The following is a 24,241-nucleotide window of genomic DNA, read 5'->3' on the forward strand; positions in this document are numbered from 1 at the left end:
GTATAAAGGGTTTCTTTTGAAAAGTCCTGCAATTTTTGAAACATTTCGTCAGATGTTTCGTAATAAGTAGAAAGAGAGGGGCGACCGGAAATGGCTTTACATGTAAAACAAGTAACAAAAAAATTCGGTGATTTTACAGCGGTGGACGATCTTTCGTTGTCGATTGAAGAAGGAGGGATGCACGGATTCCTCGGGGCCAACGGAGCGGGTAAGACGACAACGTTCCGAATGATTTTGGGGCTCTTGGATCCTACACACGGAACAGTACGCTGGAAAGGGAAGCCCATTACATATGCGAGCAGTCCGGATATCGGCTATCTGCCGGAAGAACGCGGCCTGTATCCGAAGATGAAAGTTGAAGAGCAGCTGATTTACTTGGCACAGCTGCGCAAGATGACGAAAGTGGACGCGAAGCGCGAAACGGCTGCCTGGCTGGAGCGATTTGAAGTACCGCACTATAGCCAGAAAAAAGTAGAAGAATTGTCGAAAGGCAATCAACAAAAAATCCAATTGATTGCGTCGCTTTTGCATAAACCTTCGTTATTGATATTGGATGAACCTTTTTCAGGGCTCGATCCGGTCAATGTGGAAATGCTAAAAAAAGCCATCCTGGATTTTCAGAAGCAGGGAGCAACCATCGTCTTTTCCAGCCACCGGATGGATCATGTTGAGGAATTATGTGATGAGATGAGCATATTGGATCGCGGAAAAGTAGTTGCTGGAGGCTCAATTCGGGAAGTGAAACGGTCATTCGGCAAGCTGAAAGTGCGGTTGAATATGGACGCTGACCTCAGCCGCTTAAGCGAAATTGAGGGAGTCGATCATTTCACTAAAACAAAAGAGGGCGCCTTGTTTCAGATTACAGAAGAAAATGCAGCCCAAGTTCTCCTGAAGAAAGCCATGGAGTTGGGAACCTTACGCCATTTTGCGGTAGAAGAACCTTCTCTGGAGGAAATTTTCATTGCGAAGGTGGGGAAAACCCATGCATAGTTTTTGGATTATCTTTAAACAGGCGTTTATGACCAAAGCAAGAACAAAATCCTTTATCATCACGACATTGATTGTCGTCGCCTCCTTTTTTCTTTTGGCGAATATACCGAACATCATCTCCCTTTTCGATAATGAGGAATCCGAGGAGAATGTGCTGCACGTGCTTGATGAAACTTCAGAACTCGTACCTGAGCTGCAGAACCAGCTTGATTTGATGGACAGTGGCATCGAAGCTGTCCCTACCTTTCTGACGGAAGAAGAACTGCAGCAAAGCATTGAAGAAGGCACCATCGATGATTATTTGGTTTTGACGCAGAATAGCCAGTTGGGCGCCCGCTATGTTTCGGAATCCGCCAACGAAATGGGCAGTGGCATGGAAATTGAAAATGCAGTTCAAGCCATACATACATCTTTGACTGCTGAATCGCTTGGTTTGGACGATAATCAGGTGGGTCAATTGTTCATGCCGGTCGAATTTGAACGACAAGCTATTTCGGAATCCTCCAAATCGCAGGAAGAACTGAGTCAGGCAAGAGGGCTTGTCTACGTTCTGATCATGCTGATTTACGTAGCAGTCATCTACTATCCGAATATGATTGCTATGGAAGTGGCAACAGAAAAATCTTCCCGTGTTATGGAGATTCTGATTTCTAGTGTGTCGCCGGTTAAGCATATGTTCGCAAAAATCGCTGGCATCGGCAGCTTGGGAATATTACAGATGATGATTTTCGGATTGGCCGGCTATTTCGCTATAAAAACGGCCGGCACTGATCTGACGGAAGGCTTCTTTAGCGTCATGGGCTTTTCAGAAGTCAAAATCAGTACTTTCCTGTTCGCCATCCTCTTTTTCCTGCTGGGCTATTTCCTGTATGCGGTGCTTGCCGCATTGCTGGGGTCATTGGTCAGCCGGACCGAAGATGTGCAGCAATTGATGCTGCCGATGATGATTTTGATCATCATCGGCTCACTTATCGCGTTTTCGGGAATTTCGATACCGGAAGCCGGTTACGTGACCGTTGCTTCCTTTATTCCTTTCTTTGCGCCTTTGGTGATGTTCCTGCGTGTCGGCATGTTGGATCTGCCATTATGGGAGCCGCTGTTGTCCATCGCGATCATGCTGGTGACTATCGGGATCCTCGGCTGGTTCGGTGCCCGTGTCTACCGCGGCGGCGTCCTGATGTACGGCTCGTCCCAATCGCTGAAGGACATCCGTAAAGCCATCCGATTAGGGAATAATAAATAATCGGGAATTAGCGGCGTTAGTTAAAAGCCATTCTTTTATAAAAGTAGACTTCTTATATAAGTTGAACTAAAGAATTTACTTTTTTTACTCAATAGGCGTGAAGAACCGGAGAAAGTGCTCCAGGCGGATGCTTTCCGCGGACGAAGCTAGCGCAGCGATGCAGGAGCACCGGTTTTTTAGGAGCTGGTTTGTGGAATATCTTTCACAAAATTGTTTCTGTGATAAATGGTTAGTTCAATTTAAAGAAACCATAAGATAGCTGTTGCAGGAAGTTTCTTGCAAACAGTTTTTTTTATGAGATTTCCATGGTAAAATAGGAACAAATATTCGGTCTATAAAAGGGGTTAATTATGGAGTCCATTCGTTTTATCCACACAGCAGATCTGCATTTGGGAAGTCCGTTTGTCGGTATGAAAGGTTTGCGGAAAGAGCAGTGGAAAAAGCTGAAAGACAGCACTTTGGATGCTTTCGATCGGCTTATTCAGCATGCCCTCAAAACAAAGCCTGATTTCATCTTGATTGTTGGAGATATCTATGACGGTGAAGACCGCAGCATCCGTGCACAAGCCCGTTTTCAACAGGGGATGCATCAGTTGGCGGAGCAGAAGATTCCAGTAATCATCAGTTATGGCAACCATGATCATCTCAGCGGCAATTGGACGCGTTTCAATCTCCCGGAAAATGTCCATGCATTCGATGATTCAGTGTCCCAATTTAAACTGCAAACTGCAGGAGGACCCGTGGTCTTGACCGGATTCAGCTATGGCAAACGCCATGTCAGTGAATCGATGGTCGAGCATTATCCCCAAGCGACACCGGACAGCTACCAGATCGGTATGTTGCATGGCAGCCTCGAGGGTGATGCTACCCATGCTGTTTACGCACCTTTCAAAAAAGAACAGCTGCTCAGCAAACACTACGATTATTGGGCACTTGGTCATATCCATAAACGCCAGGAACTTCACAGGGAGCCTTCCATCATTTACCCGGGCAACATTCAAGGACGCCACCGCAAGGAATCCGGCGTAAAAGGCTTCTACGATGTAACACTGTCGAAAAGGGATACTGCCCTGGAGTTCATCCCCACGTCAGTCGTTCAATTCGAGCAGGTGGCCATTCCGGTCAAAGAACTCCTCCATATGAATGAATTGATCGATGCCTGCCGACAGGAGCTGAGCCTATTGGGGGAAGCAGCGGGTACGGCGATTGTGGATATCGTGTTTACTGAGCTGGATCGGGAAAGTTTTCAGCTGTTGGCCGAAATTCCAGAGAGCGAATTGCTGGAAACATTACAGGAATCGATGGACGCACTGGATTATTTTATTTGGATCCAAGGGATTCAGTTTCAACAGGCAGAGAGTGAAACAGAACTGTCACCGCTCGGGGCTACACTGGTTCAGACAATCGAAGGGTGGAGTACAGAAGAATGGAAAACGGTGTTGAAGGATTTATACAGGCATCCGAAAAGCAGTCGTTTTTTAGAGCCATTGGCAGATCAATCCGTCGGGGATCTTCAACAAGCAGCCGCACAAAAAATTCGGCGCAGTATGCTGGCAGGAGAGTGACGGGATGAAAATCGAGAAACTGATCATTTATGGCTTCGGCAGGCATGAGAACCGGACAATTGATCTGACCGATCAAATGGCGTTGTTCTATGGGCCCAATGAAGCCGGAAAAACAACCATGCAGCAATTCATCATCCAGATTCTATTTGGTTTTCCTGCACGCAACGGGACGCAATTACGCTATGAACCGAAAGACGGGGGGAAACACGGGGGGCAGCTCCATATTTCCGATCCGCAATATGGAAGACTGGTGATTGAGCGGATAAAAGGAAAATCTGCTGGAGATGTCACGATCTGGTTTGAAGATGGCAGACGAGGAGCAGAAGCGGAGCTCAAACAACTGCTGCGCAATTATGACCGTGCTTCGTTTGAAGCGGTTTTTTCATTTTCCATCCATGAATTGCAGGGCCTCGAAGGGCTCAGTGAGACAGAATTGAGCCGTACCCTGCTGGCTTCAGGAACCACAGGCATCGATGCGGTGACGCGCCTGGAAGGCCAGTTGGAAAAAGAAATGGCGCAGCTGTTCAAGAAGGGTGGACGTACCCCGGCGATGAATAGACTGGCTGATGAGCTCCGCAGTATTGAAGGTGAGCTGAAGGAGTACCGGGAACGGACAGAGCTTTATGGCCCTTCTATCGAGCGTCTGCGGGAAATCGAACGTCGGCTGTTAACTAGTGAAAGCGAAGAAGCGCAAATAGACCAGGAACTGAAAAAACTTGGGAAATGGCAGCAGGCATCTCCATTGCTTGCTGATAAAAAGAGGTTAACAGAACAGATTCAAGCTTTGGAGTTTGTACAGTTTCCAGCGGATGGCAAAAGACAGATGGATCGCCTGATGGACAAGCTATCGGAAACAAAAGCCGATGTGGATCACGCGGTGAACCAGCAGAACAGTTTGCCTGCTGTCGAAGCAGGAGAACCTGTCTCTATCCTGGAAAACCTGTTGAACCGTGAATCGGATTGGCATCAACTGCGGCTACAGCTGGAACAACAGCGCCAGGAGCATACGGAACTGTCAGAAGACTGCGAGATCACCTTGTCACTGCTTGGCCTGTCGAAACAGCAAGCATTGGCTGTGGAGGTCTCTTTGAGCAATGAAGAACAAATGCTTGGCAAGCTGAAGGATGTGGACGTGGAAGAAGAGGACCAGCGTTTCCGGTTGCGCAATCTGCAGGAAGAGAAAAACAAATTGGCTCAAACAGAGCATGAGCTGACATCTTTTTTGGCGGGGGAGCCTCCTGGAAAAGAACGGCTCGCTGCCGAACAATGGCCAGCCATCTCAGCAGAATTGGCAGAAGCCAAAGCCGCATCAAAATTTCAACAGGCCAGCAGCGGAAATGGACCCCTAATCAACTATATGATGATTGTATTGGGGTTAATTCTAGCGGCATATGGATTTATCCAAACTTCAGCGGTATTGATGGTATTGGGTGCAGCGGCAATCGGAGTGGGTATCTGGCTGTTTCTCAAAACGCAGAAGCCGGGCGAGCTATCGGCAGAATACGAGGCGGTACTCAACGAGTACGCCGGCAAAGAAAGCGAATATGAAGCTGTTGCGAAAAAAGTTGCGGAATTTGATCGTCACCTGGATCATTTGATGGCTCAACGGGATGCCATTAAAAAGAAAATTGTCAGCTATTCAACAGCAGAACCTGATTATTCAGCAAAAGTTGCTTATCGCCACTATCTGTCGCAGATCGGCCTACAGCCGGAAGTAAGCCGTACGATGATCCTGGAATTGTTCGGAAAAATCCGCAAGGTGCATCATGTGCATTCTCGGCTGAAGCGGATCGAAGATGAAATCCGTGTACTGGAAGAGCGGCAGAAGGAATGGCTGGAGAAAGCAGAAGCGGCATGCGGTAAAGAGCTGGCAGCAGGTGAACTGATGCCGGCTTTGCGTTCAGAGTTGGCACATCGAAAGCAGCAGCAGGCAGAATGGCTAAAAATAAAAGAAAAGCAAGCGGGGGTGGAGCAGGAAATCAGTCGCTTGACTGTTTACCGGGAGCAGCTTGAAAAAGAACAGCAGAATTTGCTGGAATATGCCCAAGCAGAAAATGTTCCCGCTTTCTATCATGCTGCAGATGCGTGGGAGCGGAAACAGCAGTTGGAAAGAGAGCTTGCGCTTATCGATGGCCAATTGCAGTCCATCGGAGACAATGAATTGCCGGATGGCTGGCAGCTTGCTGATGTTGAATTGGCTATGGAGAGATGTCAGATCCAGTTGGCCAAACTGAAAGCAGAGCGACATGAGTTGCTGGCTGAACAGGCGGATAAACAGCAATTGACGCGTTTGTTGTTGTCGGATACCTCCTACGAAGAAAAACAGCAGGAATTTGAGGGGAAAAAAGCGGAGTTCACTGAGTTGGCGCAGCAATGGTCCATCAATAAAGCAGTTGTGGAAGCGATCAACCAAACGATGGAAGAGTTGAAGGAAAAGAAACTGCCGGCCGTGCTGAACAATGCACAGCTTTACTTCGATAGGTTGACCAATGGTGCCTATAAAGGATTGGCGATGAACATGGATGGGTATTTCGAAGCGGAACGTCAGGACGGTACGTATTTCCGTATTGCTGAGCTCAGCCAGGCGACCAAAGAGCAGGCTTATCTGGCATTGAGGCTGTCTTTAGCCATATCGATGAAGAACAGCCATCCATTTCCGATTATTATGGACGATGCTTTTGTCCATTTTGATCGCAGTCGTCTGCAGCAAATGATAAACTTAGTGACAGAGCTGCAAAAAGAGCATCAGTTCATTTATTTCACTTGCCACGAAGGCATGCAACAGGCTTGGCCTAACGCGCAGATCATCAAAGTGGCCAATACCGAAAGGAGCGTTCATTCATGACTAAAGGCATTACACAGCGTGCAGTTGGCGAGACCGTCGACGAATTCCTGCTGATCAAGCAGTCTGTCAAGGGAGTCACAACTACGGGGAACCCATTTATTTCGTTGGTGTTGCAAGACAAAAGCGGCGATATTGAAGCAAAGTTATGGGATACAAAAGATGAACAGGAAAAAATATTCGCAGCAGAAACGATTGTCCGTGTAGGTGGAGAAATCCATAATTACAGAGGAAAGAATCAACTGCGCATTAAAAGCATCCGCCCGGCAAAGCCTGAGGAAAACCAATCGATTGCAGATTTGATGCCGTCATCGGAAAAATCAACAGAAGAATTGCTGGAAGAAGTGATGAAGTATCTATTTGAAATGGAAAACCCGCAAATTCAGCGGATTACCCGTTTTATGCTGAAAAAATATCAGCAGCAATTTTTGACATATCCAGCAGCGACGCGCAATCATCATGATTACGTTTCCGGATTGGCGGATCATGTCGTTTCAATGCTGAAACTGGGCAAGTCATTGGTCGATATCTATCCAGGCTTGAATAAGGATCTGTTGTACGCGGGAATTATTCTGCATGACATCGGCAAAGTAATTGAGCTTTCGGGTCCGATTGCCACAACCTATACGGTGGAAGGCAATTTAATCGGCCATATTTCCATCATGGTGACGGAAGTGGCGAAAGCCGCAGAAGAGCTGGAGATTGAAGGGGAAGAAGTCATGCTCTTGCAGCATATCATTCTCTCTCACCACGGCAAGGAAGAATGGGGCAGTCCGAAAAAGCCGATGCTCAAAGAAGCGGAAATCCTGCATTATATAGACAATATCGATGCCAAGATGATGATGATGGATCGGGTTCTTGGAAAAACCAAGGAAGGCGAATTTTCCGAACGTGTCTTTGCATTGGATAACCGCTCATTCTATAAACCGAAAATCTAAAGAAAAACTCCCGTTTCCTATACTGGAAACGGGAGTTCAGACTGTAGACAAACTCTGAACAAAATGTATAGCGGTGCATACTCCCCAACCGGTCCGGCCACTTCGCTTTCCGTGGGCTCAGCTTCAGCCTGTATTGAACACCATGCTCCTGCATCGCTGCGCTAGCTTCGTCGCAAAGGCTTGACCTCACAAGTTTCGGCCAATGCCTTTCCTGCGGGGTCTTCAGCTTTCGTCGCTGCGCTGCTCCCACAGGAGTCTTCGTGGCCAGCCCGGTTGGGGGCATGTTGCTTCAATCAAAGAGAGAAGCTTGCTAGTCTGCTCTAGAAAAAATAGTCCTAACAAATCTAGAAAACCCTTCACTCAAGGATCCGGAGCACAAGGCGGCGACTCCTGCGGGAGCGACGAAGTGCCGAAATCCACTCGGGCGCCAGTCCGAGTTAGTTCGGCGCGAGCCCGTGGAAAGCGTCCGCCTGAAGCGCAGGATCCGGTATAAACATGATGAAATGTAGATTCATTCTTTAAATGACATCAATATTCTTTTCTCTACAAGCTCAAACTCCCGTTTCCTATACTGGAAACGGGAGTTTTTAGATCTTCAGTTATTATTCTGCAGGAGCGGCTTCAGGAGCAGGCTGTGGATTTAAGATATCATCCAGTGCACCTTCAAGATCTTCGTCTTGGATCTCGACATTTGCTTCTTTCATCAATTCAGCAACTTTTGGAAGCAGGGTTGCTTGGTCTGCTTTTGAAAGTGCGATTTCAGAACGGATCTCTTCTTTTTGATCTTCCAATGCCGGCTGGTCTTCCACCTGGCGTTTCTCAAGAACTTGGATGATATGGAATCCGAATTCAGAGGCTACCGGCTCACTGATTTCATCAACTTCAAGGCCATAAGCGACTTCTTCGAATTCAGGAACCATAGCTCCTGGGCCGAACCAGTCGAGGTTGCCCCCATTAGCACCAGAAGCTGTATCAGTTGAGTTTTCTTCTGCTAAAGCAGCGAAATCGCCGCCTTCATCCAATTCCTTTTTAAGGGAGTTGGCAGTTTCTTCATCAGCCACTAGAATATGGCGTGCGTTCAACTCAGTGCCTTGGCGGTCATATTGCGCTTGGATTTCTTCGTCGGTCACTTCAACATCTTCAGTCAATGCTTTTTCCTGCAATATGTTCAAACGGATGACTTTTTTGTAGCTTTCTTCTGTTTGGTTGTTTTGAGCAAGAAACTGATCGAAGCTTTCGCCAAGTTCTTCTTTATTGCTTTCGTATTCAGCATTCACTTCTTCGTCGCTCACTTCGTAGTTTTCAGCAAGCACTTTTTCAATCATAAGAATCTGTACTGCCTGTTCACCGATTGAGGTTTTCATTTCCTGGTAAAGCTCATCTTTGGTGACATCTCCAGCATCAGAAGTTACGATGACTTCGCTTTCACCGTTGTCGCTGCAAGCAGCTAAAGCCAGTACAGATGCTGCCAGGGTAATGGTTAAAAAGGATTTTTTCATTGAATTTCGCTCCCAACTTTCTATCTGTATAAGTTGAACTAAAATAACTACAGTAGCCGATATTCCGCAAAACAGCTCCGCTTTCCTGGGGGCTCGCGCTGAACTAACTCGGGCTCTTCGCCCGAGTGGATTTCAGCACTTCGCTTGGTCCCCATGGAGTCTTCGCTGTTTTGCTCCATATCTCTAGAGATTTCTCTAGCGCCGACGCGGCTCAGGACTCGGCGGAGCAATAAGACGAGTGGTCTTCTTGGCTTATTGCGGGAGCCTTGTCCAAAGCGCCGAAGTGGCTTATTTATGATGATTCTTTAGTTCAACTTATATAGTTGCAGTAATTACTATACTATAAACGATTCGCAGTATGCAAAGTTCCTAAAAAAAGACACTTGCCAGGAGGCAAGTGATTTAAGGTGTAAATTCTACGCCTACATACAACGATACCAGTAGTATTGTGATCAATATATTAATGGTACGGAATATTTTTTGGTGATTTTCTTCCGGGATTTCCCGAGAAGTGACTAATGCCAATGTCATCCGGTTGATCTGGAAAAGATAAAACACGGAGAACATAACAATGAATGCGATAATCATGGATTTCCTCCCCTCTGACTTTACTTCCTAGTATAACAAAGACGGGAAGAAAAAGCAGGAATCAGCTGACTACTGGAGGTACTAAAATCTCAAAACCAGTCTCTGTTTCTTCTATTAATGCATACTTTGGAGAACGCGCTAAATTGCGAAGATAGATGATATCCGTCAAACATAGCGCACAGTGATAGGCCAAAAGCATAGCGAAATAATGGCTGAAGGCAGGCATCAGTATACTTAAGGTGACAATGGCTGTGTTTAAGAAAAGAAAAGGTGTGGCCAATGACAAAAGAAAACGCAATTTTGGAACCGGTTCATTGATATGAAGTAAAATAGCCGGACAAACTTTCAATTGTTTTCGAATGATAAGCTTCAAGGACTTGTGGCATCCGATCATCGGCAAAAAATGCAGAATTTTGTGGATCGGATAGATGGCCAGCAAAGCCAGGATGAAAAGCAGGAAATACTGATCGGATAGAGGTGTGGCATAAGCAATCGCAAGCCCAATGTAGGAGGCCATAAAAACAGCAATTCCGAAAAGCGCTGATATCATGAAAAGCCGGTCAAATCCATATTGTTTTTTTACATTAATTGTTTTCCAGCAGTGCATGTGTGCATCCCCTATTTATAAATTCATTTTTGATTCGATACATACATTACAATGATTTATAAGGAAATGCAACCATAAATTAAATTTGGGGAATTACTGATTATTGCTGGCTTTCCTGGTGCATAATGACATGGTTTTCTTCACTGAATCTGTTCTCGATATTTTTGAAGGAAGCTTCGAATATCTCCATGAAATCATCTCCGTAAATGTTTCGGATGACGGCCATGATATCCATGAATTCAGGGAACTTTCCATACAGTTCACGCAATGGAAGAGAGCCGTCGATAACGGCGTGCGGAGTTTCATGATAATTCTCAATCATTTCCTGCATCAGTTTCTCGCCTTTTTCAGTCAGTTGTACATAGGTATTGCGCTTATCCGTATCGCGTTTCGAAAAAGATAGCAGTTCACGCTCTTCCAGTTTTTTTGAGAAATTAAAAGCGGTTGAAACATGCATGACGCCGAATTTAGCAACATCTGAGATGGAAGCTCCTTTTAAGTGGTAGGAGATCCAAAGAATGTGATGCTCATTAATATTCAAATCATAAGGTTTTATCCACAACTGCCAATCTTTTTCCACCGCTTTCCACAAAGCTTTCGACAATTGCCCGATGCGCTGGCTAAACAGCATAGCCTCTTTCATGGTATATTCCTTTTCATTCACACAAGCACCAACTTTCCTCCGAAATATTTTCTTTATTATAGCAGTAAAGCAAACGTAATTAAAGTAAGAATAGTAAAATAATTTACAAAAGCAATAGGGAAGTACTGTAAAACATACTCGATCAGGAAAGAACGGTTGTAATCAGCTATTCAAAAAGCTGGATACAGCAAAGCAGAGCAGCAAACACTGACCTGACATTGAATAGTTATTTTCACAGATTGAAGGTTCCGAAAACTGCGTTTTTAGTTTTGAATGGGGGAATAAGATATCCCACAAAAAAAACAGCTGCCCGAAGGCTGCTGTTTTAAGCGGTTTGTGTATCGTCATCGACTTTTTCCTTTTTAGGCTTATCATCGTCATTGTCTTTTTTATCTTTACTGATGGTATTCTGCAATTCTTCGATTGCGTTTTGGATTGCCATGATCTCAAGCTGGAGATGCTCTTTCGCAGGAGCAGTGCTCTCTGTCCATGTTTCGAGAGAAGCTTTCAATCCGTCGACTGCTTCAGGCAGCTGTGATTTGGCTTCCTCAGTCAGATGGTTGATTGAGTCTTTTATGCCATTCACTTTTTCCTTCAGTTCATTTAAGTATTCTTTCCATTCAGTTGATGATGACTTCATTGTCGTACGGAATTCCTGTCCTGATTGTGGTGCAGAGAATAAGGCCGTTGCAGCTCCTGCTGCCAACCCTGTAGCAAGTCCTAAGAAAAACCTTGATGCTTTCATGTATAAAACGCCCCTTTCTTCCTATAAGCTTCTTTTCCTTTATTTTACCTAATTAAAACATAAAGATGAATGACTATTCAATAAAAAAAGCTTTTCGCCAAAAATAATGGCGAAAAGCTCTGGTATTTAGGCCGCTTGTGAAACAGCCGTTTCGAATTTTGAACGCTTGACTAATGTGATGACAATCGGATAAATAAAGGCGAAAGCGACTCCGTTCATCAATACTGCAGGCAAGACCACCGTAACAACCAAAAGGCTGAACGGAATATTGGCGCCGATTACAAAAATGGCTGCAGACAGGAAAATCGTTCCGGACAATAAAGTTCCAACTGCACAAAGGGCAATAGTCACTGGTAGTTTAGAAATGAATTTCTTCAAGATCATCACCAAAGCAAGAAAAACAAAAGCCGTGATAAACTTATCGATGATATTCGGGAAGAATCCACCTGGGAATGTAGAAAACAGTCCAGACAGGACACCCGTCGTTACCGCCAATAAAAACACGTTTTTAACATTCGGGAATAAAAGAATGCCGACAAACATCATCGTCAACATGAAATCGGGCTTCATTCCGCCATTGATGCCTGGAATCACCACATAAAGAGTGGCTCCGACGCTGACCAGCAACGCCATTAAAACTAGGTTTTTCGTATTCATTTCTCATCTCTCCTCAGCTCTGTGCTAGTTTCTTTTTCCCGGTCGTGTCCTCATGACCGCCGGCGAAAAACTTATACTGATTCTATCCTGTCCACTTCAGAAAATCAAGCGTCAGCGGCTAATTTTTCTTTTACGCTTTCCGCAAGTTCCTGGATGCGTTCAGAAGTGAATTCCTTTTCTTTCGTCATCCACTTTGCGCCAAATCCGTCGCTTTCGCCGTAGCGGGGAATAAAGTGCAGGTGAAAATGGAAAACGCTTTGTCCGGCTTTCGCACCATTGTTGTTCAACAAGTTCATGCCCTCAGGCTGGAAGGTTTCGTTGATGGCTTTTGCAATTTTAGGTGCTACGGAAAACAGATTGGCTGCCTCTTCCGGCGCAAGGTCATAGACGAATTCGCGATGTGTTTTGGGGATAAGCAAGGTATGCCCTTTAGACAATGGCATGATATCCATAAATGCAAAAACATGTTCATCTTCATAAACTTTCACGCTTGGGATTTCGCCTGCAATGATTTTGCAGAAAATACAATTTGTCATTGGTATCATCCTTTCCATTTCCCCCATTTTACCACAATGGACATATCCGAAAAGAATTCAGCAGCTGGTTTTGATACAATAGTTTAATAGAAAGAGGTGTTATGCATGGCAATTTTGGAAGTCGATGCGTTGACTGGAGGATATACACGCAAGCCGGTCTTGCAGGAAGTGACGTTTTCAATAGGAAAAGGGGAGCTTGTCGGGCTGATCGGTTTGAATGGTGCCGGAAAAAGTACGACGATCAAGCACATTATCGGATTGATGCAGCCGAAATCGGGGCAGATCCGTTTGAATGGAAAAACCTTTGAAGAAGATATGGACTCGTACCGTTCCTCTTTTTCGTATATTCCGGAGACGCCGGTATTGTATGAGGAGCTGACGCTGCGGGAACACCTTGAATTGACTGCGATGGCCTATAATCTAGATCCGAAGCTGTTTGAAAAGCGTTCTGCTGAACTCCTGAAGGAATTTCGGATGGAAAAGCGCCTGAAATGGTTTCCGTCGCATTTTTCGAAAGGAATGCGCCAAAAAGTGATGATCATGAGTGCATTTCTGGTGAATCCGGCTCTTTATATCATCGATGAACCTTTTGTGGGGCTGGATCCGTTGGGCATCAAATCTTTATTGGATCAAATGGAAAAGCAAAAGAAAAAGGGGGCATCCGTGCTGATGTCGACACATATCTTGTCGACTGCAGAGCGTTATTGCGACCGGATCATCCTTCTTCACAACGGCCGTGTGCGGGCCAGCGGGACCATGGATGATTTGCGGAAAGCGTTCAATATGCCGGACGCGTCACTTGACGATTTATACATTGCGATGACCGAGGATGAGCTAAATGAAGAATTTGCATGATGTTTGGTCACGGAGGCTCACTAAATACACAGCTGAAGTCCAAAATTACCTGAAATATATTTTCACCGGCCATATTGCGGTCGTGCTGCTTTTTGCACTTGGAGCTGCAGGATTCGCCTATAGTGAATGGATTCAGAATACCCCGCCGGATTTCCCAGGAGCGCTTGTCCTGGCAGTGATTTTTGGGGTGCTGTTAGCCATCAGTCCGCCGTCCACTTTATTGAAAGAAGCGGATTCGGTGTATTTTTTGCCTTTGGAAAGCAAGTTGGATGAATTTCTGAAGCCGGCATTGAAGTGGTCGTTCTTTTCGCAATTGTACTTGCCGGTCATCGTCTTTATTGTTTCATTGCCGATGGTCAACGCTCTCTATGGCCTGCCATCATCTTTCCTGATCGGTTTTCCGATTTTGCTGCTGCTGATTAAATGGTGGAATATCCAGACGGAGTTTGCTTTTAGGAGACAAGGAGCAGGAGACGGTGTCTGGTTGGATCGGCTGCTTCGCTTTCTGCTGATTGGATTATTTGTGTACTTTTATGTAGAAGAACAGTTGATCATTGCCATTGTTGTCTTGTTTGCCATCATTTTCTACGGCAAATGGATTGCCCGGAAAGCGGTCGGAAAGCCTTTTGCTTACGAACATTTTATCGGCTTGGAAGAAAACCGGATGCTTCGCTTTTATCAATTCGCCAATTACTTTACGGATGTTCCTCATCTGAAGGGTAAAATCAAAACCAGAAGCTGGCTGAACTGGGTTTACCGGTTTATCAAGCCGGGTCCGAAAAACGCTCATCTGTTTTTAGTCTGGAGAACGTTTATCCGATCGGATGAATTGTTTTACTTATGGGTGCGATTGACGGCAATCATTATGGTGGGGGCTTGGTTTATTCCGTTCCAGATTGGTGTCGCCTTATTTGCCGGTGCTTTGGCATTTGCAACGGTGATCCAGATTTGGCAGGGACTGACCCATACCCAGCATTTCCGGATGGATAATCTGTTTCCGCTGACACATTTCAGCAGGCAGCAGGCTGTCAGGAAACTCATCATGGCCATGCAGGTCCTGCAAAGCATTGCAGCCGCAGCTGTCTTATTACTGATGGGGGAACTGATTACCGCCTTGTTGACTTTTTGCGTTATTTTAGTCGTTTCTCTACTGACTGTTGCCGTATTGAAAAATAAAAAGAATTGAAACAAGCCCGGCCTCTCTTTTTAGAGGCCGGGCTTGTTTTTGATTTATTTATGGAAGTTGATTGCGGCAGTGCCAAGTGTTTTAGCTGCCAGCAGCATGGCTTCTTCTTTGAAATCGAATTTCGGATGGTGGTGAGGATAGACTTCGCCTTCAGGCATGGCGCCAGTGAAGAAGAAAGCACCTGGAATTTCCTCCAGGTAGTAGGCGAAATCCTCTCCACCCATCTGAGGCGGGCAATCATAGACCTCTTCTACACCAGGAATCGCTTCTGCAATGCTCTTAATATAGAGGGTTTCTTTTTCATGGTTGACGACCGCCGGATATCCCCGTTTGAAATTAAATTCATAGCGGCTGTTGTTGGCCATGCTGGTTCCTTCAATGACCCGTTCCATCTCCATCTCCATCAGGCTTCGGACATCTTCTTTGAATGAACGGACAGTTCCGGACAGTACGGCCTGGTCAGCAATGATATTGAACGGATTCTGCGCAACAAACGAACCGACGGACAAGACCGCAGATTCGAGGGGGTCCACACGTCTCGATACCAGCGGCTGAAGGTTCGAAACGATTTGGGAGCCGATAACGACCGCGTCGATGGTTTCGTGGGGGCTGGCGCCGTGCCCTCCACGTCCCTGGATATTCAGTTCAAAGCTGTCGGCAGCGGCCATGATGGGTCCGACGCGCGTATCGATTCTACCGAATGGCGTCGTAGACCAAAGGTGGGTTCCGAAAATGGCGTCGACCCCGTCCAGGACACCTGCTTCAATCATCGATTTAGCACCACCGGGTACCAGTTCTTCAGCATGCTGGTGGATTAATACATAAGTTCCAGCCAGTTCATGGCGCAAGGAGTGCAGGACTTTTCCGAGCACGAGAAGAGTCGCTGTATGGCCATCATGTCCGCATGCATGCATGACGCCATTGACCGTTGATTTATAGGGCACATCTTCTTTTTGATCTTGTATAGGCAAAGCATCAAAATCAGCGCGCAAAGCAATGGTCTTCCCAGGGTTAGCGCCTTCTATCGTGGCTACCACACCGTTTCCGCCAACACTGTGTTTGACATCGATGCCTAATTGCTCATAATATTGGCGGATGTAGCGGGCTGTTTTGATTTCATGGAACGATGGCTCGGGATTCATGTGCAGGTGGCGTCGGATTTCCACCATTTCAGGATAAGCAGCATCCAACTCAGCGTATAATTTATCAATCATTGTCAAAACCCCTTCCTCTTTTTAAAATCATATCATAACTAACTGTTTATTATGAGAAGTGACGCAACTTTGCAACACCCGTCCGTCAAGCAGAAAAGACTTCAGTGGATTCAACTCAGAACCCTGGAATTAACAAAGCGCAGCCAACTCCGTTTGCCGGAGTCATGCTGCGCCTTGTTTTGCTTAGTTAATAAGTGAAGTTCATATAAGATGCTGCAAAGTACACGATGAGAATAATCACTGATGGCAGTGCGTAAGATAATGTAGACTTGCTTTCTTTCCGGTAAAGCGAAAGCAAAGCCAGCAAGGACATGATCAGAACACCGACAGCGATGATCATATTCGCACCGGAAACACCCGAAATGATAGTTCCCGCAGTGTACACAGGGTCAGACAGGGCAAGGATGATCATGTTGAAGATATTGCTTCCGAGAATCGCACCGACTGCCATGTTGACATTGCTCAATCGAAGCGCTACAAAAACAGAAATGGCTTCCGGAAGGGAAGTTGCTGCTGCAATCAGGAAACTGCCGATAAAGCTGGAGCCGATGCCGGTGATGATGGCGATTTGGTCGCCGGTAATCGATAAAGCGGTACCGGCAGCTAAAATGACAAGTGCTGCGATGATAAAGCGGACAATCGCAGCTTTCGGAGATAGCGAAGCACTCGGATTGTCGGGTTCTTCTTCCGACTCCGCAATCGCTTCTGCTTCAGGATCCAATGAAGGCAGTTTGTTGATGGCCACCATACCGACAATATAAGTGATGGCGATAATCAGTGCATCAAGACCAACACCCAGAATTTGAGTATCCAGGCGCAGCCAAAGTGCCATGATCACCAGGACGGTCAATAAAATCCCAAGGAGGGAGGTATAAATGTTATTTCGGGAAGCCCGGTCTAAAATACGGCGCCTTCTGAGAAGGAAATCAAATCCCGCAAGAATAAATAGATTGAAAAGATTTGATCCGATCATGTTTCCAACTGCGATATCGGCATTGCCGATCGCGGCTGCCGAGAAACTGGTGGACACTTCCGGAAGGGAAGTGGCACCTGCAAGCAATAGTGTACCGACCATCATGCCGCCCATTGCTGTTTTCGAACTGATAACATCGGCGTATTGGGACAGCTTGATGGACGCGAAAACAGTCAATGCAGCTGCTACTATGAAAATAAAGAAAATCAAAAAAACCAAGTAATTTCCTCCTCTTTATATGTGCAAAATCTTGTTGAGTTATTCTTCTTCAGGTTTTGCTCGATACGTACTGATATAGGATACACCCGAGAAAATATTCGGACGCTGCGAACCGGCCGGACTTTCAGGCTTAGCGGAATGGGCTTCTGCAAAAGCCTGCGACTCTTTCCATTTCTCATAAAAAGCAGGGGATTCCCATTCAGTCAGGACCACATACGTATCCGAATCGAGCGGTCTCAGAACACGGAATGCAATATAACCAGGCTCATTTTCAATAGCACCTGCCCGATTCTTAAAACGATGTTCGAAAACAGGACGACCTTCATCGGAGACCGGTATATTATTGAAGACAAAAAATCCTTTTTCCTTCAGCTCACCAGTTCCGTCGACAACTTCATAGCGACGGGGAGTTTGGAAAATCGTTTTTCCTTCTGTTTCATGGATCATCAAGGTCGAATTTTCACCCTGCATGAGGACCATTTTCTCTGCTGGATTTTTGTCGCGCATTTTTTTCATATAATCATATGTTCCGGTTGTCATATAAAAATTCACTAATACCCCTCCTAATAATATGCTTACTGCTTACTATACATCCTTCCCTCTAGAAATCTACATGAAACAGGTTTGACAAACAAGTGAAAAGAGAAGCGTCTAATTTATGACAAATGCGCTGTGAATCTATACAATAAAGGGCGGAACGTCTATAGTATAGACGGATATAGGTAGACAAACAGTAGAGCAGAAGTTTGAAGGGATGAAAAATTCATGACATTTAATGATACTTATCTTCGCGCAGCGCGTGGAGAAAAAACGGATCATGTACCTGTATGGTACATGAGGCAGGCTGGACGTTCGCAGCCGGAATACCGCAAGATCAAAGAAAAATATTCATTGGAAGAAATCACGCATCAGCCGGAACTATGCGCTTACGTGACCAAACTCCCTGTAGATCAGTACAACAACGATGCAGCAGTTCTTTACAAAGATATCGTTACACCGTTGCCGGCAATCGGCGTTGACGTAAAAATCAAATCGGGAATCGGTCCCGTAATTGATAATCCGATCCGTACAATGGCGGATATCGAACGCTTAGGCGAAATCAATCCTGAACAAGACGTCGATTTTGTCCTGGATACGATTCGCTTGTTGACGCAAGAGCAACTGAACGTACCGTTGATCGGCTTTTCAGGCGCCCCCTTCACATTAGCCAGCTATATGATTGAAGGCGGCCCTTCGAAAAGCTACAACAAAACCAAAGCGATGATGGTATCGGAACCGGCTATGTGGTTTGCGTTGATGGATAAATTGGCAGACACGATCATTCCTTATGTGAATGCGCAAATCAAAGCAGGTGCTAAAGCGATTCAGATTTTCGATTCATGGGTAGGTGCTTTAAATGTAGAAGACTACCGCATTTTCATCAAGCCGGTAATGGATCGTATATTCGCTGAATTGCGTACAGAAGGTGTGCCGTTGACGATTTTCGGTGTCGGCGCAAGCCATTTGGCAAAAGAATGGCACGAACTTCCGGTGGATGTAGTTGGATTGGATTGGCGCCTGCCGATTTCTGAAGCACGTGCTATGGGATTGACAAAAACCCTTCAAGGGAATTTTGATCCAGCATACTTATTGGCAGACTGGCCAGTAATCGAAGAACGCGCGAAAAAGATCTTGGATATGGGCATGCAGAGTGATGGCTATATTTTCAATTTGGGCCACGGGGTATTTCCTGAGGTCAATCCGGATACATTGAAGCGCTTGACTTCATTCGTCCACGAATACAGTGCTGCTCATAAAAGTAAATTAAAATAGAAGAAAATTCATTTCGAGGTGATTATGTTGAAGAAGACAATGGGATTATTAGTGATGGCATATGGAACGCCATATTCAGAAGACGATATTGAACGCTATTACACGCATATTCGCCGCGGCCGCAAGCCGAGCGAAGAAAGTCTGGAAGACCTGCGCAGCCGCTACAAAGCGATCGGCGGCCTTTCACCTCTTGCAAAAATCACGCAAGACCAAGCAGAGGGCCTATGTCAGCGTTTGAACGAAATCCAGGACGAAATTGAATTTAAAATGTATCTTGGCTTGAAGCATATCGAACCATTCGTTGAAGACGGCGTGGAAGAAATGAAAAAAGACGGCATCACAGAAGCCGTTTCAATTGTATTAGCGCCTCATTTCTCGACTTTCTCTGTGAAATCATATAATGGCCGCGCAGCTGAGGCAGCTGAAAAAGCAGGCATTTCATTGACCTCAGTTGAAAGCTGGTACAAAGAACCGAAATTCATCCAATATTGGACTGAAAAAGTCAGTGCTTCATTCGCTGAAATGTCGGAAGAAGAACGTGCAAAATCCTGCTTGATCGTTTCAGCGCATTCATTGCCTGAGAAAATCATCGCAAATGGCGATCCCTACCCGGATCAATTAAAAGAAACAGCTGAAATGATCCAACAAGCTACAGGTGTTGAAAACGTAGAAATCGGCTGGCAAAGTGCGGGACAAACAGGCGAACCTTGGATTGGCCCTGATGTTCAGGACTTGACACGCGACTTGTTTGAACAAAAAGGATACACGTCTTTCGTCTACACACCGGTTGGATTTGTAGCGGATCACTTAGAAGTTCTGTTCGACAATGATTATGAATGTAAAGTTGTCTGCGACGAAATCGGTGCAAACTACCGCCGTCCGGAAATGCCGAACGTCCAGCCATTGTTCATCGATGGTTTGGCTGATGTGGTATTGAGAAAGCTGGCAGAAAAATAAACCAAGTGAAAGTGAGGATTAAACGTGACCGTAAAAGCGCATAAAGTAGTCGTCGTTGGCGGAGGAATTACAGGACTGTCAGCGGCATACTACTTACAAAAACAGGCAGTTGAGCAAGGTTTGGAGATCGACATCACATTGGTTGAAGTAGCCCATCGTCTCGGCGGGAAAATCCAGACTTTGCATAAAGATGGTTTTGTAATAGAGCGTGGTCCGGATTCGTTTGTCTCACGAAAAAACAGCATTCAGCAATTAGCTGGAGAATTAGGGATTGAAGACCAATTAATCCAAAGCGCCCCGGGGAAAACCCATGTGGCAGTCGAGAATCAGCTCTATTCGATCCCGTTGGGTTCAGTCATGGGCGTACCGACGAATTTCGGTTCGTTCCTTACGTCCGGCATCAGCTCTTGGTTTGGCAAGGCTCGCGCTTTAGGGGACTTCGTCCTGCCGGCATCGACAGTAGTTGAAGATCAGCCACTCGGTAAATTTTTAAGGCGCAGATTCGGCAATGAGTTGGTCGAAAACTTAATTGAACCATTATTTTCAGGCGTTTTTGCTGGGGATATTGACCGCTTGAGTTTAAAAGCGACGTTTCCTGAGTTGCTTGATGCCCAGCGCCAGCACCGCAGTTTAATACGGGGCTTAAAGAAAAATCAAGTAGCGGATTCCCGCCCCTTCAATACCGTAAAAGAAGGCTTATTCCAAACGTTTACAGGTGGACTTGAAACACTGGTACATACGCTGGAAAAAGAACTTGAAAACTGTACCATTCTAAAAGGCGTCAAAGTGGAAAGCCTGCAACAGCAGCAAAACCAGGTGAAGCTGAAGCTGAACAATGAAGCTTCCATCGTAGCGGATGGTGTCATTTTCGCCTTGCCGCATGCCAAACTGTTGCCGATCTTTGAACCTTTGGGCTTGTTGAAGGGCCTGAAAGGCATACCCTCCACTTCGATTGCAACGGTATCCATCGCTTTTCCGGAAGGTGCCATAGCGTCCGAATCTGATTGCATGGGATTTGTAGTGGCACGAAACAGCGATTTCACCATTACGGCGTGTTCAGCAGCACACTTAAAATGGCCCAGCTTAACACCGACTGGGAAAACCATGTATCGCTCATTTATTGGGCAGGTCGGTGATGAAGCGGTTGTGGAATTATCGGATAAGGAAATTATTAAAGCGGTTTTAGAAGACCTGAATAAATTGCTGGATATTCAGGGAGAACCGGAACTGACTGTCGTTTCCCGAATGAAAGAAGCGATGCCGCAATATTTAGTGGGCCATGAAGAGCGGATTGCTTCCGCCAAAAAAGAATTGCAGGATGCGCTTCCGATGGTACAGATTGCAGGGGGTTCCTTTGAAGGATTCGGATTGCCAGCCTGCGTTGACCAAGGGAAAGCGGCTGCCAATCAATTGATCGAACGATTTACTGCTGAATCTATCAGCACGGAGGGAAATGCATGATGAAAAAATTTATGTGGCTTGGATTGCCATTTTTATTGCTGGCTGGCTGCGGAACGGATGCAGCTGGTACTGGTGAGCAGATAGAAGAAGTGATGGTGGAATTCAACACTGAACAGCAGGCAGCTGTTGCTGAAGAAGTGGTGCTGTCCGTTTCTGTGACCCAGGGAGACGAAGCTGTGGAAGATGCAGATGAAGTCGTTTATGAGGTATGGGAATCCGGAGACCGCGATAACAGCGAGATGATTCCGGCTGAGCATAGAGAAGACGGAGTTTATGAAGCGGAAACCAGTTTTGAAGAAGAGGGCTTGTATTATATGCAGGCGCATACCACTGCACGGAGTTTGCACGTTATGCCGAAACAGGAAATCACGGTCGGCAACCCTGACCCGGATTCCATCGTTCCGGATGACAGCGAGGATTCGCAGGGCATGGATAAGATGGAAGGCCATTCCGGCCATTGATACAGATTACCAAAGGCATCGCTTAGGCGGTGTCTTTTTATTGTGAATAAAAGATTGGGAGTGGCGATTTTTACTGCAGTTCTATAGTCGCCTCGGTCGCTCTGGAGTGGGTTCCCACGATAAGCCGGGCAGCTGAAGGCCGCTGCCAGTCTTATCGCTCCACCCACTCCGTAGCCGCTCCTCAGCTGGGTGTGTAGTTGATAGGTGGATATCCTAGTTGTTTGGGAGAGATAGATGGGGAGTGGTTCTAAAATCGCTCGGCAGCGATGGTAGATGCGCCTTCGCTAAGCGGGTTTTGTGGATAAGTTGGTTTTGGTGAGGTTCTATAGCCGCTTCGGTCGCTCTGGAGTGGGTTCCCACGATAAGCCGGGCAGCTGAAAGACGCTGCCAGTCTTATCGCTCCACCCACTCCGTTGCCGCGCCTCAGCTGAGAGTGTTGAGATAAAAGGAGAGTCGGTTTGTTTGGAGTGGATAGGTAGATTGGGGTTCTAAACTTGCTCGGCAGCGATAGTGCACGCGCCTTCGCTCGGCTTGGGATGGAAGTGTGTGGATTTCGAGGCTTTACCTTACCAGTTCACGTTTCTACCTGAGAGACGTAAGATTTCTACCTTAATATTTTACTTTTCTACATGAAGTTTTTGTATTTCTACAAGAATTTATGGAAATATGATGTGAAAATAATTTGTTTAGTGGTTGAAAAATCCATTATTCACGGACTGTCCACAAACCAAAAGCGATCCGTTGCGCTTCTCCGACATGCCCGCTTTTCACAGGCGAAAAGCATAAGTGCAACTCATTTTTTCATCACTCCTCGAATGAATACGTCTGAAGCGATTTCTCCAACCTACTCAAATTATTCTAAATCTATTTAACACAAAAATTCAACACAAAAAACGAAGCAGCGCCACTTAGCGCTGCTTCGTTTTTTTATAAGTATGTTTTATTTGATCTTATAATTCGTTGCAGGAATCACATTGAGTACCATAACATTCATGTTGCTCTTCCATTTTTTCTCCACAAGACGCACACTGTTTCGGGGGCAAGTTCTTGAAAAATTCAACTACGTTTTCAATCATAACTTCCATCTCCTTTTGTTATAGTACTGTTGGTGTTTAAAACAGTGTATTATAACAGTTTGGATTCGTCAACCCTTAACCGTGAATTTATTTGAAAAATCCGTTAAACTAAATAAAGGAACGCAGCCAAAAGGAGAGAGATTATGTATTTCGTAGACAATAAAGGCATTACAGACCCGAGAATTAACCTGGCAATTGAAGAATATCTGCTGAAAACAATGGATGTTGAAAAAGATCCATTCCTTCTGTTCTATATCAATGAACCTTCCATCATCATCGGCAAGAACCAAAACACGTCAGAAGAGATCAATACCGATTATGTGGATTCCAATGGCATCCATGTGGTTCGCCGATTATCCGGTGGCGGAGCGGTTTATCATGATCTTGGAAATTTGAATTATAGCTTTATCACAGTGGACGACGGCAACAGTTTCCGCAATTTCCGTAAGTTCACAGAGCCTGTGGTCAAAGCGCTGCAAACCCTAGGCGTCAATGCGGAACTTTCTGGACGCAATGATTTGATGGCTGAAGGCCGGAAGGTGTCGGGCAATGCACAGTTCTCAACGAGAGGCCGGATGTTCAGCCACGGCACGTTGATGTTTGATACTGAAGTGGACGCGGTCGTATCTGCGCTGAAAGTCAGCAAAGAAAAAATCGAGTCGAAAGGCATCAAGTCGATCCGCAGCCGTGTCGCAAATATTTCCGAGTTTTTGAAAGAGCCGATGACAGTGGCGGAATTCCGCAACGCGATTCTGCATTCGATTTTTGAGGGTGAAGAAAATGTCCGTTATTATGAATTGACGGACGAAGATTGGAAGAACATCCACGAGTTGTCGAACGAACGCTACGGCAATTGGGATTGGAATTATGGCAAGTCGCCTAAGTTCAACATCAAACATTCCCACCGATTCCCGGTAGGCGGCATCGATGTCCGCCTGCAGGTAGAGAAGGGCATTGTCCAGGATGCCAATATCTATGGCGACTTTTTCGGCGTCGGTGACGTATCTGAAATAGAACAGGCCATCATCGGCTCAAAATACGAACGGGCTTCTTTGGATGAGGCGATTGCAGGAATCGACATTCCCAAACTTCTTGGGGGCATCACGACGGAAGAGTTTTTAAAATTAATTTATTAAGAATTCTCCAGAGCCTGCATTTATGCAGGCTCTTTTGT

Annotated in this window: 23 protein-coding genes; 12 read left to right on the forward strand and 11 right to left on the reverse strand. The window is 45.8% G+C overall.

Translation table 11 applies throughout. The features are described 5' to 3' along the window. The first annotated feature begins 90 nt into the window (after positions 1-90). The 5 genes from ACRC6Q_RS16000 to yhaM all read left to right on the forward strand — a co-directional run bounded on the left by ACRC6Q_RS16000 (position 91) and on the right by yhaM (position 7,578). On the forward strand, positions 91-990 hold the full coding sequence (locus ACRC6Q_RS16000; protein WP_223641621.1) for an ABC transporter ATP-binding protein: 900 nt from the start codon (positions 91-93) through the stop codon (positions 988-990). Continuing rightward, positions 983-2,233 carry an ABC transporter permease gene (locus ACRC6Q_RS16005; RefSeq protein ID WP_223641623.1) on the forward strand — a complete coding sequence of 417 codons (1,251 nt, stop codon included), beginning with the start codon at positions 983-985 and terminating at the stop codon, positions 2,231-2,233. Before ACRC6Q_RS16000 ends, ACRC6Q_RS16005 begins: the two co-directional genes overlap by 8 nt. A gap of 350 nt (positions 2,234-2,583) precedes the next feature. Continuing rightward, positions 2,584-3,798, forward strand: coding sequence for a metallophosphoesterase family protein (locus ACRC6Q_RS16010; RefSeq protein ID WP_223641625.1), 1,215 nt, complete (start codon positions 2,584-2,586; stop codon positions 3,796-3,798). Between the two features lie 4 nt (positions 3,799-3,802). Then, positions 3,803-6,643: an AAA family ATPase gene (locus ACRC6Q_RS16015; protein ID WP_431467017.1), complete on the forward strand. Its 2,841-nt coding sequence runs from the start codon at positions 3,803-3,805 to the stop codon at positions 6,641-6,643. Then, positions 6,640-7,578, forward strand: a complete 939-nt coding sequence (gene yhaM, locus ACRC6Q_RS16020; RefSeq protein WP_223641629.1) for a 3'-5' exoribonuclease YhaM — start codon at positions 6,640-6,642, stop codon at positions 7,576-7,578. The genes ACRC6Q_RS16015 and yhaM overlap by 4 nt, the downstream gene beginning before the upstream one ends. Before the next feature lie 602 nt (positions 7,579-8,180). Here the strand turns inward: yhaM and ACRC6Q_RS16025 are convergent. The 7 genes from ACRC6Q_RS16025 to ACRC6Q_RS16055 form a co-directional block, all read right to left on the reverse strand. Continuing rightward, complete coding sequence (locus ACRC6Q_RS16025; protein ID WP_431467018.1) at positions 8,181-9,077, reverse strand: peptidylprolyl isomerase; 897 nt, start codon at positions 9,075-9,077, stop codon at positions 8,181-8,183. Positions 9,078-9,479: 402 nt separating this feature from the next. Continuing rightward, positions 9,480-9,665, reverse strand: a complete 186-nt coding sequence (locus ACRC6Q_RS16030; protein WP_006828367.1) for a hypothetical protein — start codon at positions 9,663-9,665, stop codon at positions 9,480-9,482. 61 nt (positions 9,666-9,726) lie between these two features. Further along, the gene (locus ACRC6Q_RS16035) at positions 9,727-10,272 is read right to left on the reverse strand and encodes a DUF3267 domain-containing protein (RefSeq protein WP_223641639.1); all 546 of its coding nucleotides are present in this window, start codon (positions 10,270-10,272) and stop codon (positions 9,727-9,729) included. Between the two features lie 100 nt (positions 10,273-10,372). Continuing rightward, positions 10,373-10,936 (reverse strand): HTH-type transcriptional regulator Hpr, encoded by a 564-nt coding sequence (locus ACRC6Q_RS16040; RefSeq protein WP_223641641.1) that lies wholly within the window; start codon positions 10,934-10,936, stop codon positions 10,373-10,375. Positions 10,937-11,240: 304 nt separating this feature from the next. Further along, the gene (locus ACRC6Q_RS16045) at positions 11,241-11,660 is read right to left on the reverse strand and encodes a YtxH domain-containing protein (RefSeq protein ID WP_431467019.1); all 420 of its coding nucleotides are present in this window, start codon (positions 11,658-11,660) and stop codon (positions 11,241-11,243) included. Positions 11,661-11,786: 126 nt separating this feature from the next. Further along, positions 11,787-12,317: a tryptophan transporter gene (locus tag ACRC6Q_RS16050; protein ID WP_223641645.1), complete on the reverse strand. Its 531-nt coding sequence runs from the start codon at positions 12,315-12,317 to the stop codon at positions 11,787-11,789. 104 nt (positions 12,318-12,421) lie between these two features. Next, positions 12,422-12,853, reverse strand: a complete 432-nt coding sequence (locus ACRC6Q_RS16055) for an HIT family protein (RefSeq protein ID WP_223641647.1) — start codon at positions 12,851-12,853, stop codon at positions 12,422-12,424. A 105-nt stretch (positions 12,854-12,958) separates the two neighbouring features. Here ACRC6Q_RS16055 and ACRC6Q_RS16060 point away from each other — a divergent pair, with 105 nt between their 5' ends. Together ACRC6Q_RS16060 and ACRC6Q_RS16065 are read left to right on the forward strand one after the other, a co-directional pair. Next, the gene (locus ACRC6Q_RS16060) at positions 12,959-13,708 is read left to right on the forward strand and encodes an ABC transporter ATP-binding protein (RefSeq protein WP_223641649.1); all 750 of its coding nucleotides are present in this window, start codon (positions 12,959-12,961) and stop codon (positions 13,706-13,708) included. Continuing rightward, a complete protein-coding gene (locus ACRC6Q_RS16065; RefSeq protein WP_431467020.1) occupies positions 13,692-14,894 on the forward strand; it encodes an ABC transporter permease in 1,203 nt (400 codons plus the stop codon). Before ACRC6Q_RS16060 ends, ACRC6Q_RS16065 begins: the two co-directional genes overlap by 17 nt. Positions 14,895-14,938: 44 nt before the next feature. Here the strand turns inward: ACRC6Q_RS16065 and ACRC6Q_RS16070 are convergent, their stop codons facing one another. From ACRC6Q_RS16070 to ACRC6Q_RS16080, 3 genes are all read right to left on the reverse strand, one after another. Beyond that, positions 14,939-16,108 carry a M20 metallopeptidase family protein gene (locus ACRC6Q_RS16070; RefSeq protein ID WP_431467021.1) on the reverse strand — a complete coding sequence of 390 codons (1,170 nt, stop codon included), beginning with the start codon at positions 16,106-16,108 and terminating at the stop codon, positions 14,939-14,941. Between the two features lie 187 nt (positions 16,109-16,295). Then, positions 16,296-17,291 carry a sodium:calcium antiporter gene (locus ACRC6Q_RS16075; RefSeq protein WP_431467120.1) on the reverse strand — a complete coding sequence of 332 codons (996 nt, stop codon included), beginning with the start codon at positions 17,289-17,291 and terminating at the stop codon, positions 16,296-16,298. A 48-nt stretch (positions 17,292-17,339) separates the two neighbouring features. Next, the gene (locus ACRC6Q_RS16080; RefSeq protein WP_223641655.1) at positions 17,340-17,852 is read right to left on the reverse strand and encodes an antibiotic biosynthesis monooxygenase family protein; all 513 of its coding nucleotides are present in this window, start codon (positions 17,850-17,852) and stop codon (positions 17,340-17,342) included. 213 nt (positions 17,853-18,065) lie between these two features. Here ACRC6Q_RS16080 and hemE point away from each other — a divergent pair, with 213 nt between their 5' ends. From hemE to ACRC6Q_RS16100, 4 genes are read left to right on the forward strand one after another with little or no spacing between them, the layout of a single operon-like run. Beyond that, positions 18,066-19,112 (forward strand): uroporphyrinogen decarboxylase, encoded by a 1,047-nt coding sequence (hemE, locus tag ACRC6Q_RS16085; RefSeq protein ID WP_223641657.1) that lies wholly within the window; start codon positions 18,066-18,068, stop codon positions 19,110-19,112. Positions 19,113-19,136: 24 nt separating this feature from the next. After that, positions 19,137-20,069: a ferrochelatase gene (gene hemH / locus ACRC6Q_RS16090; protein ID WP_223641659.1), complete on the forward strand. Its 933-nt coding sequence runs from the start codon at positions 19,137-19,139 to the stop codon at positions 20,067-20,069. Positions 20,070-20,093: 24 nt separating this feature from the next. Next, a complete protein-coding gene (hemY, locus tag ACRC6Q_RS16095) occupies positions 20,094-21,530 on the forward strand; it encodes a protoporphyrinogen oxidase (RefSeq protein ID WP_431467022.1) in 1,437 nt (478 codons plus the stop codon). Continuing rightward, complete coding sequence (locus ACRC6Q_RS16100; RefSeq protein WP_223641670.1) at positions 21,527-21,991, forward strand: FixH family protein; 465 nt, start codon at positions 21,527-21,529, stop codon at positions 21,989-21,991. The genes hemY and ACRC6Q_RS16100 overlap by 4 nt, the downstream gene beginning before the upstream one ends. A 950-nt stretch (positions 21,992-22,941) precedes the next feature. Here the strand turns inward: ACRC6Q_RS16100 and yhfH are convergent. Beyond that, positions 22,942-23,067 carry a protein YhfH gene (yhfH, locus tag ACRC6Q_RS16105; RefSeq protein ID WP_215102079.1) on the reverse strand — a complete coding sequence of 42 codons (126 nt, stop codon included), beginning with the start codon at positions 23,065-23,067 and terminating at the stop codon, positions 22,942-22,944. 143 nt (positions 23,068-23,210) lie between these two features. Between yhfH and ACRC6Q_RS16110 the strand changes: the two genes are divergently transcribed. Beyond that, the gene (locus ACRC6Q_RS16110) at positions 23,211-24,203 is read left to right on the forward strand and encodes a lipoate--protein ligase (RefSeq protein ID WP_223641672.1); all 993 of its coding nucleotides are present in this window, start codon (positions 23,211-23,213) and stop codon (positions 24,201-24,203) included. Positions 24,204-24,241 lie beyond the last annotated feature (38 nt).

This window comes from Planococcus sp. SE5232, assembly GCF_050686535.1.
GTDB lineage: Bacteria > Bacillota > Bacilli > Bacillales_A > Planococcaceae > Planococcus.